Genomic DNA, 22,682 nt, shown 5'->3' with positions numbered 1-22,682 from the left:
AGTAGGATTTACTCTCCATGGTTCGAAAGAAATGAATAGTTAACTAAATGAACGACAACCGCGCACCAATTTGACGGATATGGTTGACGTCAGCGAACAAGATAAAATAATTGTAGAACGTTTCCCCAATTTGGACAGGGCGTGGGTATCTTACGATCAGGGCGGACTGCTTATTCATCTCCGCTGGTTGGTCGGCTGACGGAAAAATAAAACACGCTTCTTGATTTTGTATCTTCACAGGAACAACTCTTGGTGACGAACCGTAAGGCATCAATGGGTGAAAGGCTTCAGAGTGGCACACTTCGGTAATACCTTCACTCGATGAAATCGCAGATACTTGAAAAAAACCGTCGGCCCCTTCGTATCTCTCTTCACTGACCCGACGCCAGTTTGCGGGATATGGAAAGGATACCCGGAACACAAAGCTGGTGAAGATGTTTTCCAAAATCCTTCTGGCTCTAGGAGACCACTGCAAGGCTGTAATCCGGCCGCCGCTGACAACGTTCATCGGCACCTGATCCCTGAGATCCACAATCCAGAGCTGACTTGCACTTTCTACACCTGCGCATCCCGATAAATACGCGATTTTCATACCGTCCGGGGACCACCCTACGGGAGTGGCAAAACAGTCGGATGCCGCAATCGTTCGTTGATTCTGACCGGTGCGGCTGTCGATCTGGATAAGAGAATAATAATTGGGCTCTTCATAAGCGGTTGCGCTGTAGGCGATGCTCTGGGAGTCCGGGGACCATGACGGAAAATAGTTTTTGGCGAGTGGTCCGCCTTCCAGGGTATAGATGGTACCCGTTGCCAAATCCACAGTTGAAATTATGGAGATGCTTGCACCAGGGAATGTATACAGTGCGAAGGTTCCGTCCGGGGATATCCGAACGTCGTGTAGCGGTCCGTTCGTATTTTGCGTGATTTGTCCCCGGTTCGTGCCATCGGTTCGCATGCGGAAGAGCTGCGTGATGCCGCTGGCATCGGGAGCCGCAAATAGAAGCTCCGTACCCGAAGGAAACCATTGGACATCACTAGCTCCTGGCTCTGAGAAGGTATAGCTCCGATGCGTGATAGTATCATAAACGACGATTCGGTCGTTTTTAACATACACCAGAGACCGGTTGTCAGGAGACCAGTCCAACAGCGTGAAGAGGTCGATTTGGTCAATCCTGGCTACAGTACGCGTGGCGATACTCAGCAAGTAGACCACATTTCCAATTCCGATAAATGCGATATTCCTGCTGTCGGGCGACCAATAGGGAACGGAAAATTCCGCGCCAAGTCCCCGAGTAAGTTGAACATGAAGTCCATCCTGCGGTCGGTACAGCCAAATATCGAACGGTCCGCCGCGATTCGATGTGTAGGCAATCCACCCTTGATCGAGAACATGAGAAACAGCTTGCAAGGCCAACATCCTCTCTTGAATCATCTGATACTCCAGATATATTCAGTGGAGGACGGTTAGGCGACCGTCCCGGATGGATTTATAACGCTTCTTCATTTCCATTTGTCTTATCCTCTGGAAAAGATAACGCTCCACCAGAAAAATGATGGCCGATTCATGCCTAAGAGGCGTATCGAGCAAAGCGACCCTAAACCAGGGGTAACGATTCTCAATAAGTTCACCTCAAATTGCGATTGTGTAATGAGTACAAAGGTTCCCATCCGATGACGTCCAAGAAATTCTATCATAAAGATTTCTCATCAATTTTTATGCATAAAATTTAATTGCAGGGTTACCTGAGAACATGGTTTTGGAATATTCGCCGGCCTTGTATTCTGAGATAACTTTTGTCCAAAAAGCTTGGGCTGACAGATTTTTTTCCAACCAAGCGATACTCCAATTGCCCTTAAACATTTCGAACACTTTGAAAGCTGCCTCTTTACCAATTGCCTGCTTTCGGTATTTTTTTAAGATGAAAAATTCCGCCATGGAGTAGTTTGTAGTTGCATCACTTGCTGTTTTGATTTCTCTCACCAATACAAATCCGGCCAGCTTCCCCGATTGTATAACAAGGTAAGGATACCGCCCATCTTCCGTCCAGTAATGGTCTAAGTACTTATAATCGTACAGGCCAAATTCGTTAACGTCATTCTCACGCTCATCTTCATATTGACTCATATCGTACTGATAGAGCTCCATGAGGTTACGTAATATTATTTTCTGCTCATATGAAACCCTTAGAAGTTCCACCTACCCACCTCCATTCCTCCGTATGTATGTAAAAAAACATTCAATATGGTTATGGATCAATCCTGCCTATATTAGAGAATACCGCAGTCAAAAAACGTTCCCACATCGGCCAATCATTCGTGTTTTTCTAGTATTGCCCAACACAATAAAGGTTGGTAGAATATAACAGTTATACTATCGCGCATTTATAAGGAGAGAAACACAATGACAGTACAACAACAAGCAGCTAAGGATTCCATGATCGAATGGCTGGCAAATGAACAAGAGCTCGGCCATAAACCCAGCAAAATCGAATTAGCGGGAGAATTTGTTCTCCACGACATGCATTATTATATATTCAAATATAAGAAGACGGTGTTTGGCAAATGGCTGGTCGGCGTCTGTGGCGGTTATGAAAGTCCCTCAGACACCGAGCATTGTGGACATGTATTCAGTGAGATGCAGCCATATCATCCTGCCACTGCGGAACAGGAGGCTGTAGCCATGGTTAACATGATTCGTGAGTATTGGATGAAGCAGGCGGCACGATATGAGGCAGGGGAAGCTCCAGAGGATAACACGCTGGATTCCAATGAATCATCCGGGATATTTAATGGCTTCGTTCTGTTGAACTCCCCGGAATGCGACCTGGAACAGATCAAAGCAAATCTTCTGCACGATTGGAATATTTCCTCTTCCCCGGAGGATGGCAGCTCCGGAGAGGAAAAAGAAGGAATTCTGGTCTTTGAGGCAGACGGCTGCATGATCGCGGTCAGCTTCGTTGATGCTCCGGTACCGGATGGCGAGGCTGAGCATTACGCGCAAGGCAACTACTTGTGGCCAGAGGCTGTGGAGGTAACCAAAACCCATGTCAGCCAGCTTATTCTGGCTGTGTTTTCGCGTGCTGCCTCCCCGCTTGATAGCGGCAGGGTGTACACCAAGCTGGCGGCGAGCTGTTTGAAGCTGCCTAATGCCGTCGGCCTCTATTCATCCGGCACGGTATTTCAGCCTGAGCTCTTTGTGGAAATGGCTGAAACCATGAAATCCGACGATCTTTTTCCACTGTTAAATCTGGTATACTTCGGGCTAGTTCGTACGGAATCCGGAGTCAATGGATATACATATGGGCTCAGAGCCTTTGGTAAAGACGAGATCGAAGTGCTGGACAGCCAGGTGACACCTGCCGAGCTTCGTGAATTCCTTATGGATATTTCTTTATATATCGTTGAACAGAACGTCACACTAAGGGACGGGGAAACCATTGGCTTTTCGGCGGAGCAGAAGCTGCCGATTATGCGTTCCGAGGGTGTCTATCTTGATGGTGACACGCTTAAAATCAAGTTCTGATTCAATGTAATCTTCTCCAATAATAAGGCTCTCCAAGTCATTCAATTAATTTGGAGAGCTTTTCACACTTTCCAGCTCGTAGCTTGCCAAGAGATCCAATAATTGTTCTGGTTGTAACATATAGTCGTCCCCTCTACATAAGTCCATCCTCTAATCGTTGTCACCACTCATCTTCTTCCTAAACGCGAAAATGGCTACAACCATGATTACAGCGGAATATCCAATCACCCACCACAGGTGAGGTAAGATCGAAGCGTATTCTCCGGAGATGGCGGCTCTTCCCGCATCAACCGCATGAGCAAAAGGGAGAACATACGCAATCTCTTTAAACCAACCGCCGACAAGATTCAGATCAAACCAAGTGCCGCTAAGCCATGCGCTAAGATTCGTCAATAACGCTCCACATATACCGCTTACCTGCTTATCATTAAATATACTGCCTGCCAGCAACCCGATTCCTATAAACAGAACAGCTGTTGGAAGGAGCACAAGAACGGAGAGCAGAACATTCAAAGTTACTTGTAGTCCCAAGAAGGTTGCCGCAGCAAAGGTTATGGCAACTTGGAGAATCGCCATCGGAATTAAGGGTAATGTGTATCCCACGATATAATCCGGTGCTGTTAGCGGCCCCGTGTACAATCTCATCAAAAATGATGAGCTCCTATCTTTCGCTATGAGCATCCCAGAGAAAAGTGAAATGAAGGAGAACCCAAACACGGCAACGCCCGGAACAAGATGATCAATCACAAATAGTTCAATTTCAATATTCCGCTGAAGGGCAGAGAGCAGCAACAGTATCACCAATGGGAAGCCGATGCCAAAGGCCAAATTCAGCGGATCTCTAACCATTTCTTTGTGGTTTCGTGTGGCAAATGCTGTAGATCTCATCCTGTTGCCTCCTCTAATGCAGCTAAAGATACAAAAGCATCCTCAAGTGTTGGAGTATTTGTCTTTTCTGTTAATTCTGCAGCAGTTCCAACTGCCTTTAATCTCCCATTCGCCATAATTCCGATTCGATCCGAAAGCGCTTCTGCCTCCTCCATATGGTGAGTTGTCAGAATGATGGTGATTTTTCCTTTGAGCTTTTTAATAGCTGTCCAAAGCTGCCTCCTTGCGATGACATCCAGTCCCAGTGTGGGTTCATCCAGGAAAAGGATCGAAGGGTTCGTAATGAGGGCCATCGCAATACTAAGTCGTCTTTGCATGCCTCCCGATAGCGTTTTTGCTTTATCTTGAGCTACCTCGCGAAGACTAAAAGTATCCAGCATTTCTTCCACCTTAACGGCAATAGAAGGACTGTCAAATCCGTATACTTTAGCAATAAACTCAAGATTTTCTTTCACAGACAAATTCCGAGCAATAGCCGTTTCCTGAGGGGACACATTAATCTTTTCTTTTACTGCATACGGATTGGCAACGATACTATCTCCTAACAGAGCGGCGTCGCCGCTACTCGGCTTACTGAGACAGGTTAGCATCTTGATCGTCGTCGTCTTTCCTGCACCATTCACGCCAAGCAGAGCAAACAGCTCCCCATGCTCAATCTTAAGGTTTAGTGAATCAACCGCGGTTTTGGTCTTGTATCTTTTGGTTAAATTCATCGTTTGTATGGCAATCACTCATCTTCCTCCTCGAATGTCTGCGCATTTAATATATCCTCTGCAAACTGCAGCAAGCCATGGCTTTTCATAATTGCAATTCCCTTCTGCTCCTCATCACCCAGAACCACCAGGCTATCACCGGGGCGTATATCGAATATATCTCTGGCTTTTTTGGGAATCACGATCTGTCCTCGTTCCCCAACCCGTACCATTCCAAAAATATGTTTTCCCTTCGGCCGCAGGCCGATTTCTGAATGCTTATCGGAGTAATGGACCAGATCATCCAGTACTACGCCATACAGATCCGCGAGAGCTGTACAATGCTGAATATCTGGTACAGTCTCTCCATTTTCCCACTTCGCAACAGCTTGTCTTGACACGCCGATCTTTTCGGCAACTTCTTCTTGGGTGAATCGGTGTTTTTTTCGCAATTTCTTCAAATTCATATGAATCATATGGATCACATCCTTTTTTCCCATTATAAAGCCATTTTCCGAGCAAACCACCAATCAGGGATAACATTCCATGTTGCTTTCAGTTGCCGCAGAACAACCTCACATAAAAAAGCCCCCATTTCTGAATTTCAGAAGGGAGGCTTATTTGCAATTATGATAGTAGAATTACGCCTGGATAAACAGGCTGAATTCCTGGCCGTTTTTGACTGGCTCCTGTGCCATGGTGTAGCCGTGTTTTATGACTTCCTCCGGCACGTTGCGAAATGCGGACGGACAGTCCGAAATGACCTGAAGCGTTTGTCCTTTTTTCATATCACGGAGCGTTTCGAGTGTGTAGATGACCGGGTATGGACAAGATTCCCCCCGGAGGTCCAGTGTGAAATCAACGGACATGGGTTGCATCCCCTTTCTTGAATCCTACGCCGAAGCGGTAGTTTTTTTGCCAGTATGCGGCGACAGCGAATCCGCCACCGAGTACGAGCAGCGTAACAATCAATGCAGCCGCCGGACCCATGACGGTGATCATGTTAATAGGCGAGCCACTCTTCACGAGAAGGTTAAATACTCCCATATGATCCCATGCATATGCCAAAGCGGTTGCGCCTATAATGTTGCCGATAAACACGGGTAAAAAGACAACTTGTCCCTCCATCAGCCGGTACATCATGCCGGTTTCGCAACCGCCGGCCATGACAATACCCAGGCCGAAGAGCAATCCACCGATAAAGGTGCTGGGCGCGGCAATTTTTGTGATCGGGTCCAGACCGTATACAAGAATAACGATAAGCGTAGCAACGGAGCTGACTGCCATGCCAACAGCAATCGCTTTTGTCATCGTGGCTCGGCCGCTGATCCACAGATCACGGAAAGCCGAAGTAAAGCAGATCTGCCCCCGCTCGATCAGGATGCCGAATGCCGCTCCGAAAAGGGCGGCTGTCCCCAGCATCGTGCGGCCAGTTACATAGAAGTATACGATCAGCGCGATGTACGCAAGACCTAGCACAGCCCCCAATAGAGGTTGCCTGTTCTTACCCGATTTAACCGACGGCACAGTACCGCCCATTTTCAGAACGGGCTTCCCTTTCCACCACCTTGTGTTAACCAGCCGTGCACCCAAGAATGTGCCCGCGCCAGTAGCAACGATGAAGATCCAGGAATGAAGGGAGAATTGAGGCACGCCGGTAAAAAAGGCTGCGAGATTGCAGCCCAGAGCCAGCCGGGCTCCGAAGCCCGCGATGATTCCGCCGGTAAATCCCTGAACGTACCGCCGTTTCTGTCTCGGCATCCGGATCTTGAAATTGCTGCTCAGCAGAATCGTAATGAGGGCTCCGATAAACATGCCCCATACAATCCAGCCGTCGGTCCGCGTCCATGTCGTTCCGTCCATATGGACGAGGTCGAAATACGCCCAATCCGATATGTCCACCCCGATGAATTCCAGAATATGCCCCCCGAGACGGGTAAACTCACCGGTTACAGCCCATACCGTATGGGTGATTCCAAAGTAGACCGCGCTGAGAATACCGGCCAGAGCCATAACCAGATAAGGACTCCAATAACTTCCGAACCATGTTGAATATAACTTTTTCACTTGCTCAAAAACTCCTCTTCCCCTAAAATCACGACACTAATCTATAAGAAAACCCACAAATACCATTGTACTATAAAAACTGCAATGCGGGGATGAAATTTGTTCATGAACTTACATCGTAAAAACAAAAAAGCCGCGATTGTTCGCGACTTTGAATGCGTGTAAGCTCTTGTTCCCTGAGCTTTATTCTTGTTTAAAGTGGCGGATTTTCTACTCCCATTTGTATCCACCCTTCTTTTGAAGGTCCATATACCGCAGGAATATTTAACCCCGCCTGACGCATAAGAACAGTAACCTGTCCTCTATGATGAGCAATGTGCTTAATCAATCCCATAAAGATAGTAGCATTTGATTCCTCACGTCCAAAGGCATTCTGAAATTGCTTTAAAGTATCATCCGTCCATTGTGCTTCAAGAGCTGCTACTACTTCAGAGCTTATTTTTCTAAAGGTCTCGGCGATTTGGTTCGCGGAGGGTACTTCCTCAGAATCTTGTACCTGATCGAGAACAAGCCCGAATTCACTCAAGTATTCAGGGGTATTCGTTACGAAATGCCATGCAATTCTCCCCAGAGTCCTGCCTTCAGGATATACTTGCTGCCGTAATGATTCATCTGTCAAACTGTCTAACACCTTTTGCGTTAATTCTGCTTCTCTCTTCCATTCTGTAATAAAATCTGAAACGGTTATATACATGATTAGTTCATCCCTTCTTATCATTCAATATTTGATGAAAATCGTAACTTCTCTTCCCCCACTATGAAAAAGAATGTAAGATGATTATCCTTAGCTCAATCATAACTGCTAATAGTGACAAGGATTGTCATAGTTATATTTTTTCAACCTCTTTCTGGCTACTTTGCAAAATCTGATCCCGCCTCCATAATGATTCCGTCCCCTATACCCTTATTGCATGTTCAGTGTTTTATCGTAAGCGAACAATCGGCCTGCTAACAAGAGCGCTACCAAAACCATGACAAACCCGGACCAGCCCAGGTTGCCAATGGAGGAGCAGCTGATCACCAATCCCCCGATTCCTGAGCCGAGGGCGAAGCCAAATTGGATAAACGAAGTGTTGACACTTAAGGCTATATCCGGCGACTGTGGGACCAAGGTAACTAAATACAACTGCTGTGCCGGGGATGTCGCCCATGTGGCGGCCATCCATATCATGATTAATGGAATAACAGCATAGATCGAACCGTTGAACAAAGTCAGGAGCAGTAATGTTCCGGCTTGGATGGACAGTCCGGCGTAGATTGTGAACCTGGACCCCTTCGCATCCGCAATCCCCCCTCCAACTTTGGAGCCGGCAAAACTGCAAATGCCCGCAATCAATAAAATACCGGAAAGCGCCGTTGCCGTTAAGTCGGTACTCTGTTGCAAATAGGGGGATATAAACGTAAATAGCGAAGAGTATCCCCCGATATAAAACAGCGTAATGGTAACAGCCAGCACCATTTTTTTATCCTTCAAAATCGACAGCTGCATTCCGAGTGTAATGGCTTTTTGTTCGGTAATGGACGGGACTTTGGCAAAGACTGCAAGAAGCGGAATTACCGTCAGCAATCCAGCGATGATGAATAAGATTCTCCACCCCATGGTTTCGCTTAAAAGCGTACCGATTGGCACGCCGAGCACCAGAGAACTGCTAAGTCCCATCAAAATCGTGCCGATCGCGCGGCCCCGATTCTGTTCTTCAACCATACGGGTGGCTACAGCCATTGCAATGACTGTGGCAGTTCCACCGCTGAGGCCCTGGATCATTCGAGTCATCAGCATCATCTCAAGTGAGTCACTAATATAAACGAGACAACTGCTTAATATAAAAATGCCTAGCATGATGAGCAGCATTTTTTTACGGTCCACTCGGATGGTTGCGGCGATCACCACGGGTGCGCCAATCGCTGCGGAAAGGGCGAATGACGTAACGAGTGATCCGGCTGTGGACGTCGTAATCCCAAGGTCTTCTGCTACGATGGGAAGGATGCCGCTTATAATGTACTCGATCGTCCCAATGAGAAACACGGCTAGGGCCAGCAAATAAACGATCCATTTATTTCTCATACCCGTTCCTCTTTATTTTCAATGGGTATTTGAATTTCGATGAGACAAATCCCCGGCTCACCGGATAAAGGTACATAGGTTTCTCTTCCGGGCTGGTCGCTTCGAATGAAGTAACCATGCTGCTCAATCCATTCGGCAAGATCCAGGCATGCCGTTTCGGAATACATTGAATCCGAGCGGAATAACAGCGTGGCCATGGTCTCAGAAGGCAAGGATCGATACTGGAGGTGCTCGGGCAGCTTGAAAGTGTCCGATTTCACGGCATAACCGGCTTCGAACTCAAACACTTGCTCCTTGCTGCCGGATACGTTCCACAACAACGTCTGCGGCCCGTATAATAGCGACTTGGCTCGGCTATCAAGCAGACCACTGAACATTTCGAAAAGACTTGGGATATCCTCAACAGTGCCATGGGAAGCATAAGTGATCATGTGCATGGCTTCAACGCGTTTCATGACAACCTCTTGTTTTTTATCTACCTTTCCATCACGTTCCAGAAGCTGCATCCTTTCTTTAACCCGGGCGAGCCTAGACCGCTCGATATCAAGCTGCCGCGCGATTTCACTCTCCTTGAGCCTTAGCATGCCGCGAATCTGTTCCGTTGATATATCTTCATGAAGGAGCCGCGCGATCTGCTGTAACGTGAACCCCAACTCCTTAAATATGACTATCCGGTTGATCTCTAGTAGCTGTTCGGCATAATAATACCGATATCCAGTCGATTCATCGGTCTTGGCCGGCTTCAGGATGCCGATCTGATCGTAATAGCGCAGGGTTTGTAACGGAATCCGGCTCAGCCTGGAAAATTCGCTGATTTTAAACAATGCTTTCACCATCTCTCTTGATTTGTTGGTTTGAGTATAAACTCTCTAGTTAGGTATAAAGTCAAGAGGGCTAAATAAATTAGTGCACAAGCCGCGATGGTAAGGACAGTTCCGTTAAACATGTTGATAGATGTAAAGCCTCTCCTTACGTATAACAATTGTCCACCAAGCTAATTCCTCTCTATGACGATTTCCCAATTGTGATTACATGCAGCCGCAATGTTTCCGCGCTCCGAGATATACCGTTCCACTAACTCCGCGCTGTCGATCAGAACCTCCCGAATCACTCCTTTCCCCTGGAACATGCTGTAATCCCCTCCGCCTCTTGCCCGGTAGCTGTTCATGACCACATCCAGCGCCATCTCGCCCGGCAAGTCGGCGCCGTTATATTTCAGCCTGCTGACCCTAGATCCTGGGGGCTCTGCAAGGTTTATTGTATATTCAATGCCTTCCCACATGTCGTAATTATAGTGCTGCGCTTTCGGTTCCACATATGCCGGGTTCACGGCAGGGGTCCCGTTCAGGCCGACCGCAAAATAACAGGCTGTCTGTTCCAGCGCATCCCGAATGTCGCGCCCGGTCAGACGCAGAACGACCAGCGTATTCGGATACATGAAATTCGTAAGGATATCCCGCCTTGTAATAATCTCTCCAAAGCCCTTGGAATCTTCACTTAGCAATGCCGTGCAGGATACATTGACTCCTGCATATTCCATTTGCACGCGATGGATGAACTCAATAAAGGGATGTTCCTCTAGCCGACAGGCCATTGGATCGTTCATGCTCATGTCACCCTCTACCCGTCCGATCGGCTCGTCGAGCCATGCCTGGGTCCGGTCTTCAATATCCCGGCTGGAAGCGAGCAACACCGTATCGGCCGTTGTCCCTGTCTCCGGTCGCAGTAACTCGGCCCGCGTATCCGCGATAATCCAGCGTTCCTGTTCTCTGATCAGATCCAAGCTGATCTTGCCAATGGCCTGTCCGTTGAAGCCGGGTTGGACCACCGTCACTCCGTGCACCTGCCCTGCAAGCATCCGATGCTGATGCCCGGTGATGAGCACATCAATGCCTTCCACCTCGGCACACATGGCGTAAGCCTGGTTTTCTCCGGTGATGTTTTCCGCTGGTTCACCGGTTTCTATATCCCGCTCAAAACCGCCGTGGTACGACACGATCATTACATCGGGCTGCTCCTCCAGACGGATGCGCGGCACCCATTCCTTCACGGTTTCCAAGGCATCCTGGAATTCGAGACCCTGAATGTGGGAGGGATTCTCCCAGTTCGGAATGTAGTGCGTCGTCACACCCACCACCGCCACATGGATGCCACCGATGTGCTTGATTAGATAGGGCTTTCCGAGGGCGGGCTCCCTTCTATCCTGCAACCGGATACCAGCAGACAGCCAAGGAAACCGGGAATCCCGCACTGCTTGTCCGAGCGTCTCCATACCATAATTAAACTCATGGTTTCCCGGAATGGCTGCATCATAACCCAGTTCATTCAGCGCACTAATCATTGGGTGGATATCGGTTCCACTTTTCACTGCATAGGAAGCCAGCGGAGAGCCTTGAATCAAATCTCCGTTATCGATCAGCAGCAGGTCCGGATGTATACGCCGTTCTTCACGGATCAGGGACGCCAGCTTGCCGAGCCCCAGATTCCGTTCGTCCTGAGTCCGGTAATCCGTTGGGTACAGATGCCCGTGCATGTCGCTGGTAGCCAGCACGGCAATCGTCATTTTATTCATCAAATTCATACCATCTCTCCTGTTCATATCGTCTTCAAGCCATTCTATCAACCGAAATGCAGGTTTATATTAAAATTCCATGGCTTTACAAAAAGTTATCATTTCATTGACAGGCCATTAACACTCCCTCCGTATAGTTGAGCAGGTAAGACATATCACTAACTTATAAAATGGAGGTCATTGCTTTGAAAAAATGGATGAAATTCACGATGCCCCTGTTACTGTCCTTCGCTGTCATCAGCGGATGCGGCGGTAATACCGACACCGGCGGCAAAGCCGCGGCGAACAGCGGCCAGGAGAACTCGCAAGGCACAAATACAGGCAGCAGCACAGCTACGGTATCAACCGGGTATGTCCCTGAAAAACTGACCGTCCAATTTGTTCCTTCCCAGAATGCCGACACGCTTGAAGCCAAAGCCAAGCCTCTTGAAAAGCTGCTGTCCGACAAAATCGGGATCCCCGTTGAGGTCAGCGTTTCGACTGACTATAACATAATTGTAGAAGCGATGGCTTCCAAAAAAGTGGACGTCGGCTTCCTGCCGCCAACCGCGTATGTTCTTGCCAAGGAGAAAGGCGCTGCCGAGGTTATTCTGCAGGCCCAACGCTTTGGCGTTAAGGATGAAACCGGGGAGCCTACGGATGAACTTGTGGATTTCTACAAGGCGATGATGATCGTGAAAAAGGATTCCGCCATCCAATCCATTGCCGACCTGAAGGGCAAAAAAATCGCCTACCAAAACGTGTCTTCCTCTGCCGGTTATGTATGGCCGGCCGCGGTTCTGATGGATAACGGAATCGACCCGTTGAAGGACGTCGAGCCGATTACGGTTAAAGGTCATGACCAAGCTGTCCTTGCCGTGTTGAATGGCGATGTCGATGCAGCAGCCATTTTCCAGGATGCCCGCAATGTCGTTAAGACCGATTACCCCACCGTGTTTGAAGATACACGCGTACTGACCTATACGGAGAAAATTCCGAACGATACGATCAGCGTACGTTCCGATATGAGTACAGAATGGACCCAGAAGCTGCAGAATGCATTTATTGAGATCGGTCAGGACGAAGATGGCCACAAGATCATTTCTGAAATTTACACCCATGAAGGATATGTAAAATCGGATGACACTCAATTTGAGATTGTCCGTGAGTACGGCGAAAAGGTAAAGACAGAGTAAAGGATAAGGGACTGGGTGCCATGATTGAAATTCGCAACGTTTCGAAAACTTACGCTAATGGAACCAAAGGACTGAACCATATCAATCTGACGATCGGCCGCGGTGAATTCGTGGCGATCGTCGGGCTGTCGGGCGCCGGGAAGTCAACCCTGCTGCGGTCGATGAATCGGCTTCACGACATTACCGAAGGCGAAATCGTGTTCGACGGTAAATCGATTACAGCGGCCAAGGGCAAAGAACTGCGCCGCATCCGAAGGGATATCGGGATGATTTTTCAGAGCTTCAATCTTGTGAAGCGCTCTTCCGTACTCCGCAATGTGCTCGCCGGACGCGTCGGATACCATTCCACCCTGCTCACCCTTCTCGGCCGATTTCCGAAGGCCGATGTGGATCTGGCCTTTCAGGCGCTGGACCGGGTAGGCATTGTCCAGAAGGTGTATGCCCGTGCCGATGAGCTATCTGGCGGACAGCAGCAGCGGGTCGCGATTGCTCGAGTGCTCGCGCAGGAGGCCAAGATCATACTGGCGGACGAGCCGGTTGCTTCCCTCGATCCTTTGACCACGAAGCAGGTCATGGATGATCTCAAACGGATTAACACGGAATCCGAAATTACGACGATCGTGAATCTGCATTCGATCGATCTGGCCCGGCAGTATGCTACACGGATTATCGGATTGCGTGCCGGGGAGGTTGTCTTTGATGGAGCGGTATCGGAAGCAACGGACGAGCGGTTTACGGAAATATACGGTCGGCCATTCGGCAAGGATGTGGTATTGGAGGAAACGGCTGTATGAAGATGGAACTGGAAACGGCGCCATTCAAGCAATCAGGTCAGGCCCCCCTTCCTCGCCCGAAACCGCCGGGCAAACTGAAGCATTACATGACAGCGGCTATACTGCTGCTTCTCGTCTGGGGTAGTGCGCTGCAGACGGACGCTACCTTCAAGGAGCTTGTGGAAGGACTGCCGAACATGCTTGACCTGCTGCGGGAAATGTTCCCGCCGAAATGGAGCTATCTCGACAACATTTGGGAGGCGATGCTGGAGACGATACGCATGGCGCTGATCGGCACGACGCTCGGCGCCATCCTGGCGGTTCCGGTTGCGCTGCTGTGTGCAGGCAATTTGGTCAAAAGCCGGTGGGTCACCTATCCTGTTCGCTTCCTGCTGAACTTGATCCGGACCATTCCTGACCTTTTGCTCGCCGCTTTTTTTGTCGCGATATTGGGACTGGGTCCGTTACCGGGGATTTTTGCCCTATCCGTCTTTTCACTGGGTCTGATTGCTAAACTCACCTATGAAGCGCTGGAAGCGATAGACCCTGGCCCGCTGGAGGCGATGACCGCTGCGGGGGCAAATCTCCCGCAGTTAATCGTATACGGTGCAGTCCCGCAGATTCGGGCACATTTCGCTTCTTATACGCTGTACACGTTCGAAATCAATGTTCGTGCCGCTGCCGTGCTCGGTCTGGTGGGAGCTGGCGGGATCGGTCATTATTATGAAGTGACACTCGGATTTTTCGAGTACGACAAGACATGTATGATCATCATCTTCACCCTGATTGTCGTCCTGATGATCGACTTTCTTAGTACGAAATTGCGGGAGAAATTGTTATGAGCAAATCATGGAACGATATCGTTCCCCAACCGAAAAAAAGCCGCCTCCGCTGGCTTATCTACATCGTGCTGGCGGTCGTTTATGTCTGGGCTTTCTCGGGGATCCCGTACTCTGGCATTAAAGAAACGGCAGGTCAGGTGACAAAAGCTATTCTCTCCGGTCTGTTTTCACCCGATTGGGATTTTGTTTATTTACCAGACGGAGAGGATTTGCTGCGCGGCTTGCTGGATACGTTGGCGATTTCCATTCTAGGGACGATCATCTCGGCTGTCATCTGCATCCCATTCGCTTTCTGGGCCGCGGCCAACATGACCGGGTCCATATTCGCCTCCGGATCAGGCAAAGTGCTGCTCAGCCTGATCCGCGTCTTTCCTGAAATCGTAATGGCGCTATTGTTCATCAAGGCGGTCGGCCCCGGCTCTTTTGCAGGCGTGTTGGCACTCGGTCTGCATTCAGTAGGCATGCTCGGCAAACTGTTCTCCGAAGAGGTGGAGCAGATCGATACGGGCCCGACCGAAGCGCTGATCGCTGCTGGTGCGACTAGGCTGCAAATTGTGCGGTTCGCCGTTTTGCCACAGGTACTGCCCGGGTTTCTGTCGTATATCCTCTACCGCTTCGAAATCAACCTCCGCTCCGCCACCATCCTCGGCATCATCGGCGCAGGCGGCATCGGGACACCGCTTATATTCGCGCTGAGCTCACGAAATTGGGACCGCGTCGGCATTATTTTGCTCGGGATTATCGTCATGATTACCTTCATTGATTTGATATCAGGGGCGATTCGAAAAAAGCTCGTTTAACTGAGGCCGTGAATCATGTGAGAATAGGAAGTCCGATTGAAATGGCATGAGACTTCGGAACTCTCCATGATTAAAAAACCCGTATCCATGAAGGATACGAGTTTTTTTTAGTTGTGCTATTGCTCCTCAATCTGCTTGATCAATGTCTTCATTGGATCGATCGGACGGTTTGCGTCATATGGATAGCGATTCAATACCTGAAGCAGTAATTGATGCAGTCTATATCAATTTAAAACTTAATATGGTTATTTTTCTTACTTTTTGACTGCCGTTTTAGCCATTTTAATCAGCTCTTCTTCTGTCAACGGATTTCCCGGATTGGTTGAGATGCTGAATGACTTGCCATTTTCGTTCCAGGAAAGCGTGTTGATTATAAATTCCTTACCAAGCTTGGGATGTTTCTTTTTCACTTCCTCAGCGGTTATATAGGTATACCCTTTCTGCTTCTTATCTTTCGGATCAAGTCGTGTGCTTTGGAATTTAACATAATCGGTTCCGTTCTTATATTGTAATGAAATCATGCTTGATTTCGTCCAATTCACTTTTTTGGAATGGACCTGCTTTTTCAGCTTTTTAGCTTCTGCCTTCAATTCATTATGATATTCGGTGCTGTATGGACCGAGTATTTCCCCCGATACAAAGCGATAATTCTCTGGCAGTTTATTCGGCTCTTTCAGTACCGGTTCTTTTAAAGTAGAGGCTTTCTTCCAATAATCATTATAGGTAGTGTACTCTGGATGTATGTTCCCCATAGCGAAAGTCTCTAGACCTTTTCTATTGGTCAGTTCATTGCTTACGTATACCATATAAGAGTCATTCGGATTCTCCTCGAGCAATTTACTAATTCTGGCTATTTCCTCCTTTTCCAATTGTGCCACTTTGCTCACAGCGGCTGCCGTGCTTGCAGGTTTACCTGGTGCTGCCTCCGCGGCAATATTCATGGCGCCCAGCATCAATACGCCGCTTAGCGCAGCAACTGTTATTTTCATACTTTTGTTCATAGGTCATTTCTCCTTGTGGTTTCTTTTTTCAATATATATAACAATACCGAACAAGGCTTTTGTGACATTGACGCCTAGCTAAATAGTCGAATGTAAACGGACTGTATAATAGTTAAGTAGCCGGGTTGTCCTACTCGTTCTCGAAAAAAATAAATAAAAAAACCGAACCTTTTTGTGTTCGAGAGACAATATAGTGTGTAAGCTGCTTACCCAGGAGGGCCCTCTGAATGCAAAGTGAATATATGTACGAATTACTCAAACAAATGAAAGACGGTGATCAACAGGCGTTTCATACGATGTATGATGCCACCTATCAGGACGTCTACCGAACCGTTTCCTTTCTGGTGGATCATCAGCAGGATCGGGAAGATGTCATGAATGAGATTTATATGCAAATGTGGACGTCACTCGCCAATTACGATACGAATCGACCTTTCCATTTCTGGCTGCACGGCTTGGTCATCCGTCAAGTGCAGAGATTTCGGGTCAAGCGCTGGCGGAGATTCCGAATTTTTGAACGCATCCGTTCCTTCTCTCGGGAAGAGTCGCATTGGGATCAACCTGCTGTGTTGATGGACGGCACGAACCAAATGATATCGCAGGCAATGCAAAAATTGACTGATAAACAGCGAACGGTGATGATCCTCCGCTTTTTTCATGACTATACGCTGGAGGAAATCGCGACATTGCTCGAAATTCCAGTGGGTACAGTCAAGTCCAGATATCATGCAGGCATCCAGGCGCTTCGAAAAAACATATGGAATCTCCCCCCAGAAAGGATGGAAGAGATCAATGACTATTGAACGCAATATCCGTGAACATCTGAACAAAGAAGCAGAAACGATAGATTGCCCACCGGCAATTTCCACCCGAATAGCACGATCCTATTCACAATATTTGCAACAAAAAAGGAGCGAGAAACCTATGAAAAAACGACTAATTGCTGGAATCGTTACAACTGCCATTTTGATTCCAACCGCAGCATTTGCGGCACCTACTCTGATTGAAATGCTGACCAGATCACCGATGACGGCTGAACAAGTCAAGACCGATGAGGTTGGCAAAGCAACACTTGAGAAGCTTTATCACGCATTTCCCGAAACAAAATCGTTTGAGATTATCGAGGCAAGCAACGTTCAAGGTGTCCAAACCAGCATCATCCTCCAGGAAAAAGGGGGAATCGGCAAAAAAATCACCCTTCATACAAACAGTACGACGGGTGAGGTTGAACACGTGATTCAAGAAAATTGGGAGCCTAAGGAGAAGCCACTCACTGCTTTAACCGATCGGGACATCAAGTTGAAGGTGGATCATCTCATAAATAAAATGTATGGCAATATCGAAGAGTACGAGTTTGCTATGGAGCAAATGGAGAACCCGGATCAAAAAACGCTGATGCTGAACTACTCCCAAAAGGGATCCAAAACACCGTTCTACCAGGTATTCGTCCAAGGCAATTCAATCAGTGTTTCACTGATTGGAGGCGAGACTGTATCTTCAAACGGTAAAGTAGAAGGCTTCTTCTCTACCAATGGTAAGCCTGATTATTTTGCAGATGCCTATTTAAACGATGACAAACTGTTTTCTTTACTAAACATGAGCCCAAGCGAATTAAAACAAGAATTAGCAAAAGGTAGTTCTGTAGTGGAGATTGCGGCAGCTAAACATGTCTCGAAGCAGCAAGTAATAGATGTCATTGCAAAAACACAGGTTGATTTACAAATGCAAGGTGAAGCTAATGGCAATGTTCCTAAAAGCAACCTTTCAAATGAGCAAATGTTAAAAGCTATTGAACCAAAAGTATTACAAGTTATTGAATACAAAACGGTAACACCATCAAAGAAATAACGAGTTGAAGGGCATCAAAAGCGTTGAATAATACTTAAAAGCCGGATTCCTCAAAGTAGGAAAACCCGGCTTTATAAATTTCACCTCTGGATACATGTCGTTCGGACCCTGAATCAGATTTCCACCCGTTCCTTTCAGCTGCTTATTAAAGAAATCGAGTACATAATGATTTACGATGCTTGATCCTCTCTTACCATTTATATCTCCTGTTATCCCAGTCAGTTTAATCAACTCAGAATAGAATTGAAGGTCCGTGAAATTGAAGTGTTGGGTTCCTTCTACATAAATCGCACTTCCCCCTTGATGGATAACATTTTTAATAATGTGCAGCTCATCTGAAAGTTGTTTAGTTATTTCGTTATCCAGATTTTTATCCTTTTTAAAATCGACTAACTAGTCTTTAAAACTTCCCGATCTTATGAACATAAACGGTTTGTTTATAACATCTCTATTTTCGACTTCAAATAAGACTTTCGATTGCCCCTGAATTTAACATTTCAATTTGATTGATTACAAACAAACTCTACATCCTTTATCCATATATTCCCAATTTCCCTGCGATCTTCTATTGTTGTCATCTTTGTTTTATAGTCCGTTACACGTCCATCCGGAAAAATGGTAGCAAAGGTGCTATACGTATGATCGATTGTGACCACGATAAACCCATGACTGGCAAGATTCTCAGCTTGTGATGCATGCAGAACTCTACTGGTTCCCATGCCGTGAGATAGCAGTACCAAGGGATAAGGACTTGTAGAAGGTAATATTTCTACATTTTCATAAGAGTTGGTTTTACTATACTTCCAGTAATCGAATACAAAATCGTGCTGTTTTCAGTAGGGTACCAAACTTGAACCATCAGCTCCCTCTTATCGCTTTGATCTTCAGTTAAGACTTCATCCCTATTAAGATCCGTAAAATGAAATGTTTGAGTACCCACTTTTTCTGGACCATCAGGCTTCGGCAAATGAAAGACAGGCAAGTATACAGACAAGCCGGTAGATACAACCAGTAGAATGACGATTAGGGAAGATGAACCATATTTCAACTTTTCTAAAATCAATTGTGGTACTAAGCTTATTTTATTTCGTTCATAAACTTCCTGAAGTTTTCGGCAATTTCTTTGGATCGGGTATGGTGTAAATAATGTCCTCCTTCGAAGGTCATCACTTTTCCATGTACAGAATTTTTGACTTGCTCTTCATGCAATGGTATCCATCCTTCCGTTTCGGTATCATTCGCTTGTAAAAAGAAAATAACAGGCAGATCTTTGGGGAAGGTCAAGTTTTCAGCAGCTTTGAAATTGGGACCAAAATTTTCGCCTTCACTTAAGTTGTTCGGATTAAACGTATTTTTGAGTGAGAGCATTCTAATTTGTTCTCTGGTTTCATCATCAACGGCTGGTGCAACCAGTTGGTCTTCGGCCAGTTTCATTAACAATCGGTAGAACCCTGATTTTTTAAGCACTTTGTACACATCTGTTGGGAATGGATCATCTGTTCCACCCTGCGTTGGAACACTACTATCGATCCCGACAAAAGCACTTACTTCGTTAGGATATTTGTTCACATAATCCAGTCCGTAAATACCCGAAATGGAATGACCCATTAGTGTGTAATGAGTAATATTAAGCTGCTGTAAAGCTTCATGAATTTCACTGACCATATGATCAATAGTTCGTTCTTTTTCGCTTACATCACTTAATCCATAACCAAAAGGCTCAATCACGACGACTTTGTAAAATGGGGATAGCTCATCGATTAGCGGTTTAAAATCAAGGGCTGGTGCTGCTGTTCCGTACCCCGGAAGTAACACCACGGTTCCTTCACCTTTTCCTTGGATCAGCACATTCATGTTTTTCCCGTCAACTGCTACAAACTGACCATAGGGTTTTATTTTCCCTTCCTCCGATTTGTTGCTAACTACATTAACAATAAAGACAGTCGCAATAAATAATGCAAAAGCGATAACGATCGCACCGAATATTTTGAGCAAAATGATTAATATTTTTTTCATCATGATGGTTCTCTCCTGTTGAGTTCGTTTATTGTACAACCGTTTGAAACTCTACTCCTTTTACTTTTTTAATGAAATTTGAAATTGGGAACCAGCCTCACCTGCAAATACAATACGGCCGTTCTCTGGTAAAACAACAACATTCTTACCGCTGACCACGCTGTGATTAATACAAATTCCGTTCTGATCATAGATAGCAAAGGCTCCATTTGCAGGTAACTTCACTGTCATGACTTTTCCTTTCGCAGTAGCGGGTACCGAAAACCATTTGGCATGTCCATCTGCTTGAATCGTTGTTGCGGATTGTTTACCCGAATAGATTGGTTTCACCATTTCCTCACTGGCGAATACATAACCTGAAAATGTAAGATACTCTCCTCCGTTCTTTTTGGAGAAATGAATGTCCATCGTATCTCGTCCGGCAGTACCCGGAATCTGCAATTGATTGGCTGCTTCGTTGGCTCCAATAATTTTATTATTGGACATATACCCTGGATTCTCTTTATTGATATGAATAGGCAGGATCGATGTAGCATTAAGATAGAGCATTGATGTGTATTTCTCATTCACCAGATAATATTTTTTACCATCGCGCTTTGCCCATGCAGCGTTAATCTCCTTGGGTAATGTATTGGCTTTGAGCTTCTCCGCATTATATTCTGAGAAAGCCACCTGTCCGAGTCCTGGAATGGAGATATAAGATCGAGACCACAGGTAGGTATTCCCATTTTTCTCCACAACGAATTTCAACTTTTCTGTACCATCATCACTCACAAAAGTACCATCTGATGTATAGGTGTATTCTTGAACCGGATTACTTGGAGCCGTGAGAGAGGAGACCGTCATTTGTCCAGCCTTATTTATTTTGATCTTCGTAACTGAATTATTGCCACCATATATCCCTGCAAACTTGGAGATTTCTTTAGGCATATCGGCCTTCACAGGTACGCCAAATGATTTTTCCGGTTTCCGTTCTGTAATAATGCCCTTATCTTCAAGTGCGCTGAGTAATAACTCACTCGCAATGAATTGATTGGTTATGCTTGCTCCGCCTGAAGAGATAACGGCTGCAGCCATGTTGTATTCCGGAAGTACCACAAGTGAAGAATGATAAGATAACGTATCTCCACCTTTTGTAACCGCCTTGATGCCGTAGTCACTGAATGGGTACAAGTCCACGCTATCCCATCCTAATCCGTAAGAGATAGACGCATCGCTGTCCTATGGCCACATGCCCTTTTTGTATTCTTTTTGTTCCATGGCCTGTACCGATTTGCTGGATAAAATGCCTTTGACTTCTCCAGTGAAGATTTGCGAGAATTTCACCAGATCTTGAGCCGTGGAATAGATGCCTCCTGATGCAATGGTATTATAATTCTCTTGTGGAAGCTGGCCTTCATATAACGGCGAATAGATTCCTGCCATATCTGCCGGGTTAACCACATCTTGTGGTGTTTTCGTATGATCCATTTTCAGAGGCTCTGTAAAGTGTTTGTGTATAAATGCCGTAAAGCTCATGCCACTGACTCGCTCCACCAAAATTTCAGCTAAAGTAAACCCGGCGTTTGTATAAACCGAATACGCACCAGGTTCTGCCTTCAAATTCTGTGTGGTCAATTGTTCCAAAAAGGTATCATGTGCAAATGTATCATTGTCCCCATACAAGGTTGCATTGTGGCTCGAAGGGACAAGAAGGCCGGCCGAATGGTTCAACAGCATGCGAGGTGTGATTTGCTTATATCGATCATCTTTCATCTTGAATTCCGGAATATAGGTTGTCACTGGCAGATCGAGATTCACCTTGCCTTCATCCACCAGCTTCATCACTGAAGCTGTAAGAAACATTTTACTGGTTGACCCTATGCCATAGATCGTGTTCGTAGTAAGAGGTACCTTGTCGTTTAGATCGTTCTTCCCCGTTTGACCGGACACCATAATCTCTCCACCATCAATGAGTGCATATTGTAGACTCGTCGTACCGTACGTCTCCGTCAGCAATTTAGCTTTTTCGATTACGGTTTTCTTTGTTGTCTCATACGTAAGGTTAATGCTGTTATTCATGGCAGCCGGTGCGGCCATTGCAGATAGCGGGGCTAACATGGTTAACACTAGCGTTAAAGCTGCAATTGAAGTTCGTTTTTTGACTGTTCTCTTGACCACGTTCGTTTTCTCTTGTTGTATCATCTGCATCTTCTCCTGTCATTATCTCTTTATTAGAGCATCTTTCTTGGTGCTAAAATAATCTTAACGAATATAGATGTACTCTTCGTGACGGCTATATGAACCGAATATGAACAGGCAAATTTATTTTTGTGTACATGATGATTCACGATCCTCGATTCTTCCTTTTTTCTCCATAAAAATATCCCCGTTAAGTGTCTACTTAAAGGGGATATTATCATTCTGCAACTTTTTTTCTG

General features: G+C 46.4%; 22 protein-coding genes and 1 pseudogene. 7 read left to right on the top strand and 16 right to left on the bottom strand.

Translation table 11 applies throughout. The annotated features are described in order from the left end of the window. Positions 1-43: 43 nt before the first annotated feature. Entirely contained in the window at positions 44-1,432 is a 1,389-nt protein-coding gene (locus J7E85_RS20445; RefSeq protein WP_251035886.1) for a hypothetical protein, read from the bottom strand. A gap of 282 nt (positions 1,433-1,714) precedes the next feature. Then, a complete protein-coding gene (locus J7E85_RS20440) occupies positions 1,715-2,197 on the bottom strand; it encodes a GNAT family N-acetyltransferase (protein ID WP_215160903.1) in 483 nt (160 codons plus the stop codon). 204 nt (positions 2,198-2,401) lie between these two features. Between J7E85_RS20440 and J7E85_RS20435 the strand changes: the two genes are divergently transcribed. Further along, positions 2,402-3,523, top strand: coding sequence for a DUF4261 domain-containing protein (locus J7E85_RS20435; protein ID WP_215160901.1), 1,122 nt, complete (start codon positions 2,402-2,404; stop codon positions 3,521-3,523). Between the two features lie 150 nt (positions 3,524-3,673). Here J7E85_RS20435 and J7E85_RS20430 read toward each other — a convergent pair whose 3' ends face one another. From J7E85_RS20430 to J7E85_RS20390, 9 genes are all read right to left on the bottom strand, one after another. Beyond that, positions 3,674-4,411, bottom strand: coding sequence for an ABC transporter permease (locus tag J7E85_RS20430; RefSeq protein ID WP_215160899.1), 738 nt, complete (start codon positions 4,409-4,411; stop codon positions 3,674-3,676). After that, complete coding sequence (locus J7E85_RS20425) at positions 4,408-5,139, bottom strand: ABC transporter ATP-binding protein (protein WP_353049541.1); 732 nt, start codon at positions 5,137-5,139, stop codon at positions 4,408-4,410. Before J7E85_RS20425 ends, J7E85_RS20430 begins: the two co-directional genes overlap by 4 nt. After that, a complete protein-coding gene (locus tag J7E85_RS20420) occupies positions 5,139-5,603 on the bottom strand; it encodes a helix-turn-helix domain-containing protein (protein ID WP_251035885.1) in 465 nt (154 codons plus the stop codon). The genes J7E85_RS20425 and J7E85_RS20420 overlap by 1 nt, the downstream gene beginning before the upstream one ends. A 141-nt stretch (positions 5,604-5,744) precedes the next feature. Continuing rightward, positions 5,745-5,972, bottom strand: a complete 228-nt coding sequence (gene yedF, locus J7E85_RS20415) for a sulfurtransferase-like selenium metabolism protein YedF (RefSeq protein WP_215160897.1) — start codon at positions 5,970-5,972, stop codon at positions 5,745-5,747. Then, positions 5,962-7,116, bottom strand: a complete 1,155-nt coding sequence (gene yedE, locus J7E85_RS20410; protein WP_251035902.1) for a selenium metabolism membrane protein YedE/FdhT — start codon at positions 7,114-7,116, stop codon at positions 5,962-5,964. The genes yedF and yedE overlap by 11 nt, the downstream gene beginning before the upstream one ends. Positions 7,117-7,363: 247 nt before the next feature. Further along, entirely contained in the window at positions 7,364-7,864 is a 501-nt protein-coding gene (locus tag J7E85_RS20405) for a DinB family protein (RefSeq protein ID WP_215160893.1), read from the bottom strand. A gap of 210 nt (positions 7,865-8,074) precedes the next feature. Further along, positions 8,075-9,235: an MFS transporter gene (locus J7E85_RS20400; protein WP_215160891.1), complete on the bottom strand. Its 1,161-nt coding sequence runs from the start codon at positions 9,233-9,235 to the stop codon at positions 8,075-8,077. Continuing rightward, positions 9,232-10,059, bottom strand: a complete 828-nt coding sequence (locus tag J7E85_RS20395; protein WP_215161091.1) for a MerR family transcriptional regulator — start codon at positions 10,057-10,059, stop codon at positions 9,232-9,234. Before J7E85_RS20395 ends, J7E85_RS20400 begins: the two co-directional genes overlap by 4 nt. 170 nt (positions 10,060-10,229) lie before the next feature. Beyond that, the gene (locus J7E85_RS20390) at positions 10,230-11,807 is read right to left on the bottom strand and encodes a bifunctional metallophosphatase/5'-nucleotidase (RefSeq protein ID WP_215161089.1); all 1,578 of its coding nucleotides are present in this window, start codon (positions 11,805-11,807) and stop codon (positions 10,230-10,232) included. 185 nt (positions 11,808-11,992) lie between these two features. Between J7E85_RS20390 and J7E85_RS20385 the strand changes: the two genes are divergently transcribed. The 4 genes from J7E85_RS20385 to phnE (J7E85_RS20370) are packed head-to-tail and all read left to right on the top strand — an operon-like array spanning position 11,993 to position 15,397. Next, positions 11,993-12,982, top strand: a complete 990-nt coding sequence (locus J7E85_RS20385) for a phosphate/phosphite/phosphonate ABC transporter substrate-binding protein (RefSeq protein WP_483311331.1) — start codon at positions 11,993-11,995, stop codon at positions 12,980-12,982. A 20-nt stretch (positions 12,983-13,002) separates the two neighbouring features. After that, positions 13,003-13,776 carry a phosphonate ABC transporter ATP-binding protein gene (gene phnC, locus J7E85_RS20380; RefSeq protein WP_215160887.1) on the top strand — a complete coding sequence of 258 codons (774 nt, stop codon included), beginning with the start codon at positions 13,003-13,005 and terminating at the stop codon, positions 13,774-13,776. Next, positions 13,773-14,597 (top strand): phosphonate ABC transporter, permease protein PhnE, encoded by an 825-nt coding sequence (gene phnE, locus J7E85_RS20375; RefSeq protein ID WP_215160885.1) that lies wholly within the window; start codon positions 13,773-13,775, stop codon positions 14,595-14,597. The genes phnC and phnE (J7E85_RS20375) overlap by 4 nt, the downstream gene beginning before the upstream one ends. Then, positions 14,594-15,397: a phosphonate ABC transporter, permease protein PhnE gene (gene phnE, locus J7E85_RS20370; RefSeq protein WP_215160883.1), complete on the top strand. Its 804-nt coding sequence runs from the start codon at positions 14,594-14,596 to the stop codon at positions 15,395-15,397. Before phnE (J7E85_RS20375) ends, phnE (J7E85_RS20370) begins: the two co-directional genes overlap by 4 nt. Before the next feature lie 254 nt (positions 15,398-15,651). Here phnE (J7E85_RS20370) and J7E85_RS20365 read toward each other — a convergent pair whose 3' ends face one another. Further along, a complete protein-coding gene (locus J7E85_RS20365; protein ID WP_215160881.1) occupies positions 15,652-16,398 on the bottom strand; it encodes a hypothetical protein in 747 nt (248 codons plus the stop codon). Between the two features lie 227 nt (positions 16,399-16,625). On the opposite strand from J7E85_RS20365, the gene J7E85_RS20360 reads away from it, so the two are divergent. Further along, a complete protein-coding gene (locus J7E85_RS20360) occupies positions 16,626-17,201 on the top strand; it encodes a sigma-70 family RNA polymerase sigma factor (RefSeq protein WP_215160879.1) in 576 nt (191 codons plus the stop codon). Continuing rightward, positions 17,191-18,246, top strand: a complete 1,056-nt coding sequence (locus J7E85_RS20355) for a hypothetical protein (protein ID WP_215160876.1) — start codon at positions 17,191-17,193, stop codon at positions 18,244-18,246. Before J7E85_RS20360 ends, J7E85_RS20355 begins: the two co-directional genes overlap by 11 nt. A 497-nt stretch (positions 18,247-18,743) precedes the next feature. On the opposite strand, the gene J7E85_RS34175 is transcribed toward J7E85_RS20355, so the two are convergent. From J7E85_RS34175 to J7E85_RS20340, 4 genes and pseudogenes are all read right to left on the bottom strand, one after another. Continuing rightward, on the bottom strand, positions 18,744-18,986 hold the full coding sequence (locus J7E85_RS34175; RefSeq protein ID WP_251035884.1) for an alpha/beta hydrolase: 243 nt from the start codon (positions 18,984-18,986) through the stop codon (positions 18,744-18,746). Positions 18,987-19,015: 29 nt separating this feature from the next. After that, positions 19,016-19,309, bottom strand: coding sequence for a hypothetical protein (locus J7E85_RS34170; protein ID WP_251035883.1), 294 nt, complete (start codon positions 19,307-19,309; stop codon positions 19,016-19,018). Positions 19,310-19,323: 14 nt separating this feature from the next. Then, the gene (locus tag J7E85_RS20345; RefSeq protein ID WP_215160875.1) at positions 19,324-20,265 is read right to left on the bottom strand and encodes an alpha/beta hydrolase; all 942 of its coding nucleotides are present in this window, start codon (positions 20,263-20,265) and stop codon (positions 19,324-19,326) included. Between the two features lie 57 nt (positions 20,266-20,322). Beyond that, positions 20,323-22,446 (bottom strand): annotated as a pseudogene (locus J7E85_RS20340) (serine hydrolase domain-containing protein). Positions 22,447-22,682 lie beyond the last annotated feature (236 nt).

The sequence above is a fragment of the Paenibacillus sp. ISL-20 genome, assembly GCF_018613005.1.
Lineage (GTDB): Bacteria > Bacillota > Bacilli > Paenibacillales > Paenibacillaceae > Paenibacillus_AQ.
Note: the sequence above shows the minus strand (reverse complement) of the source record. Positions and strands in the feature narration are given on the sequence as shown.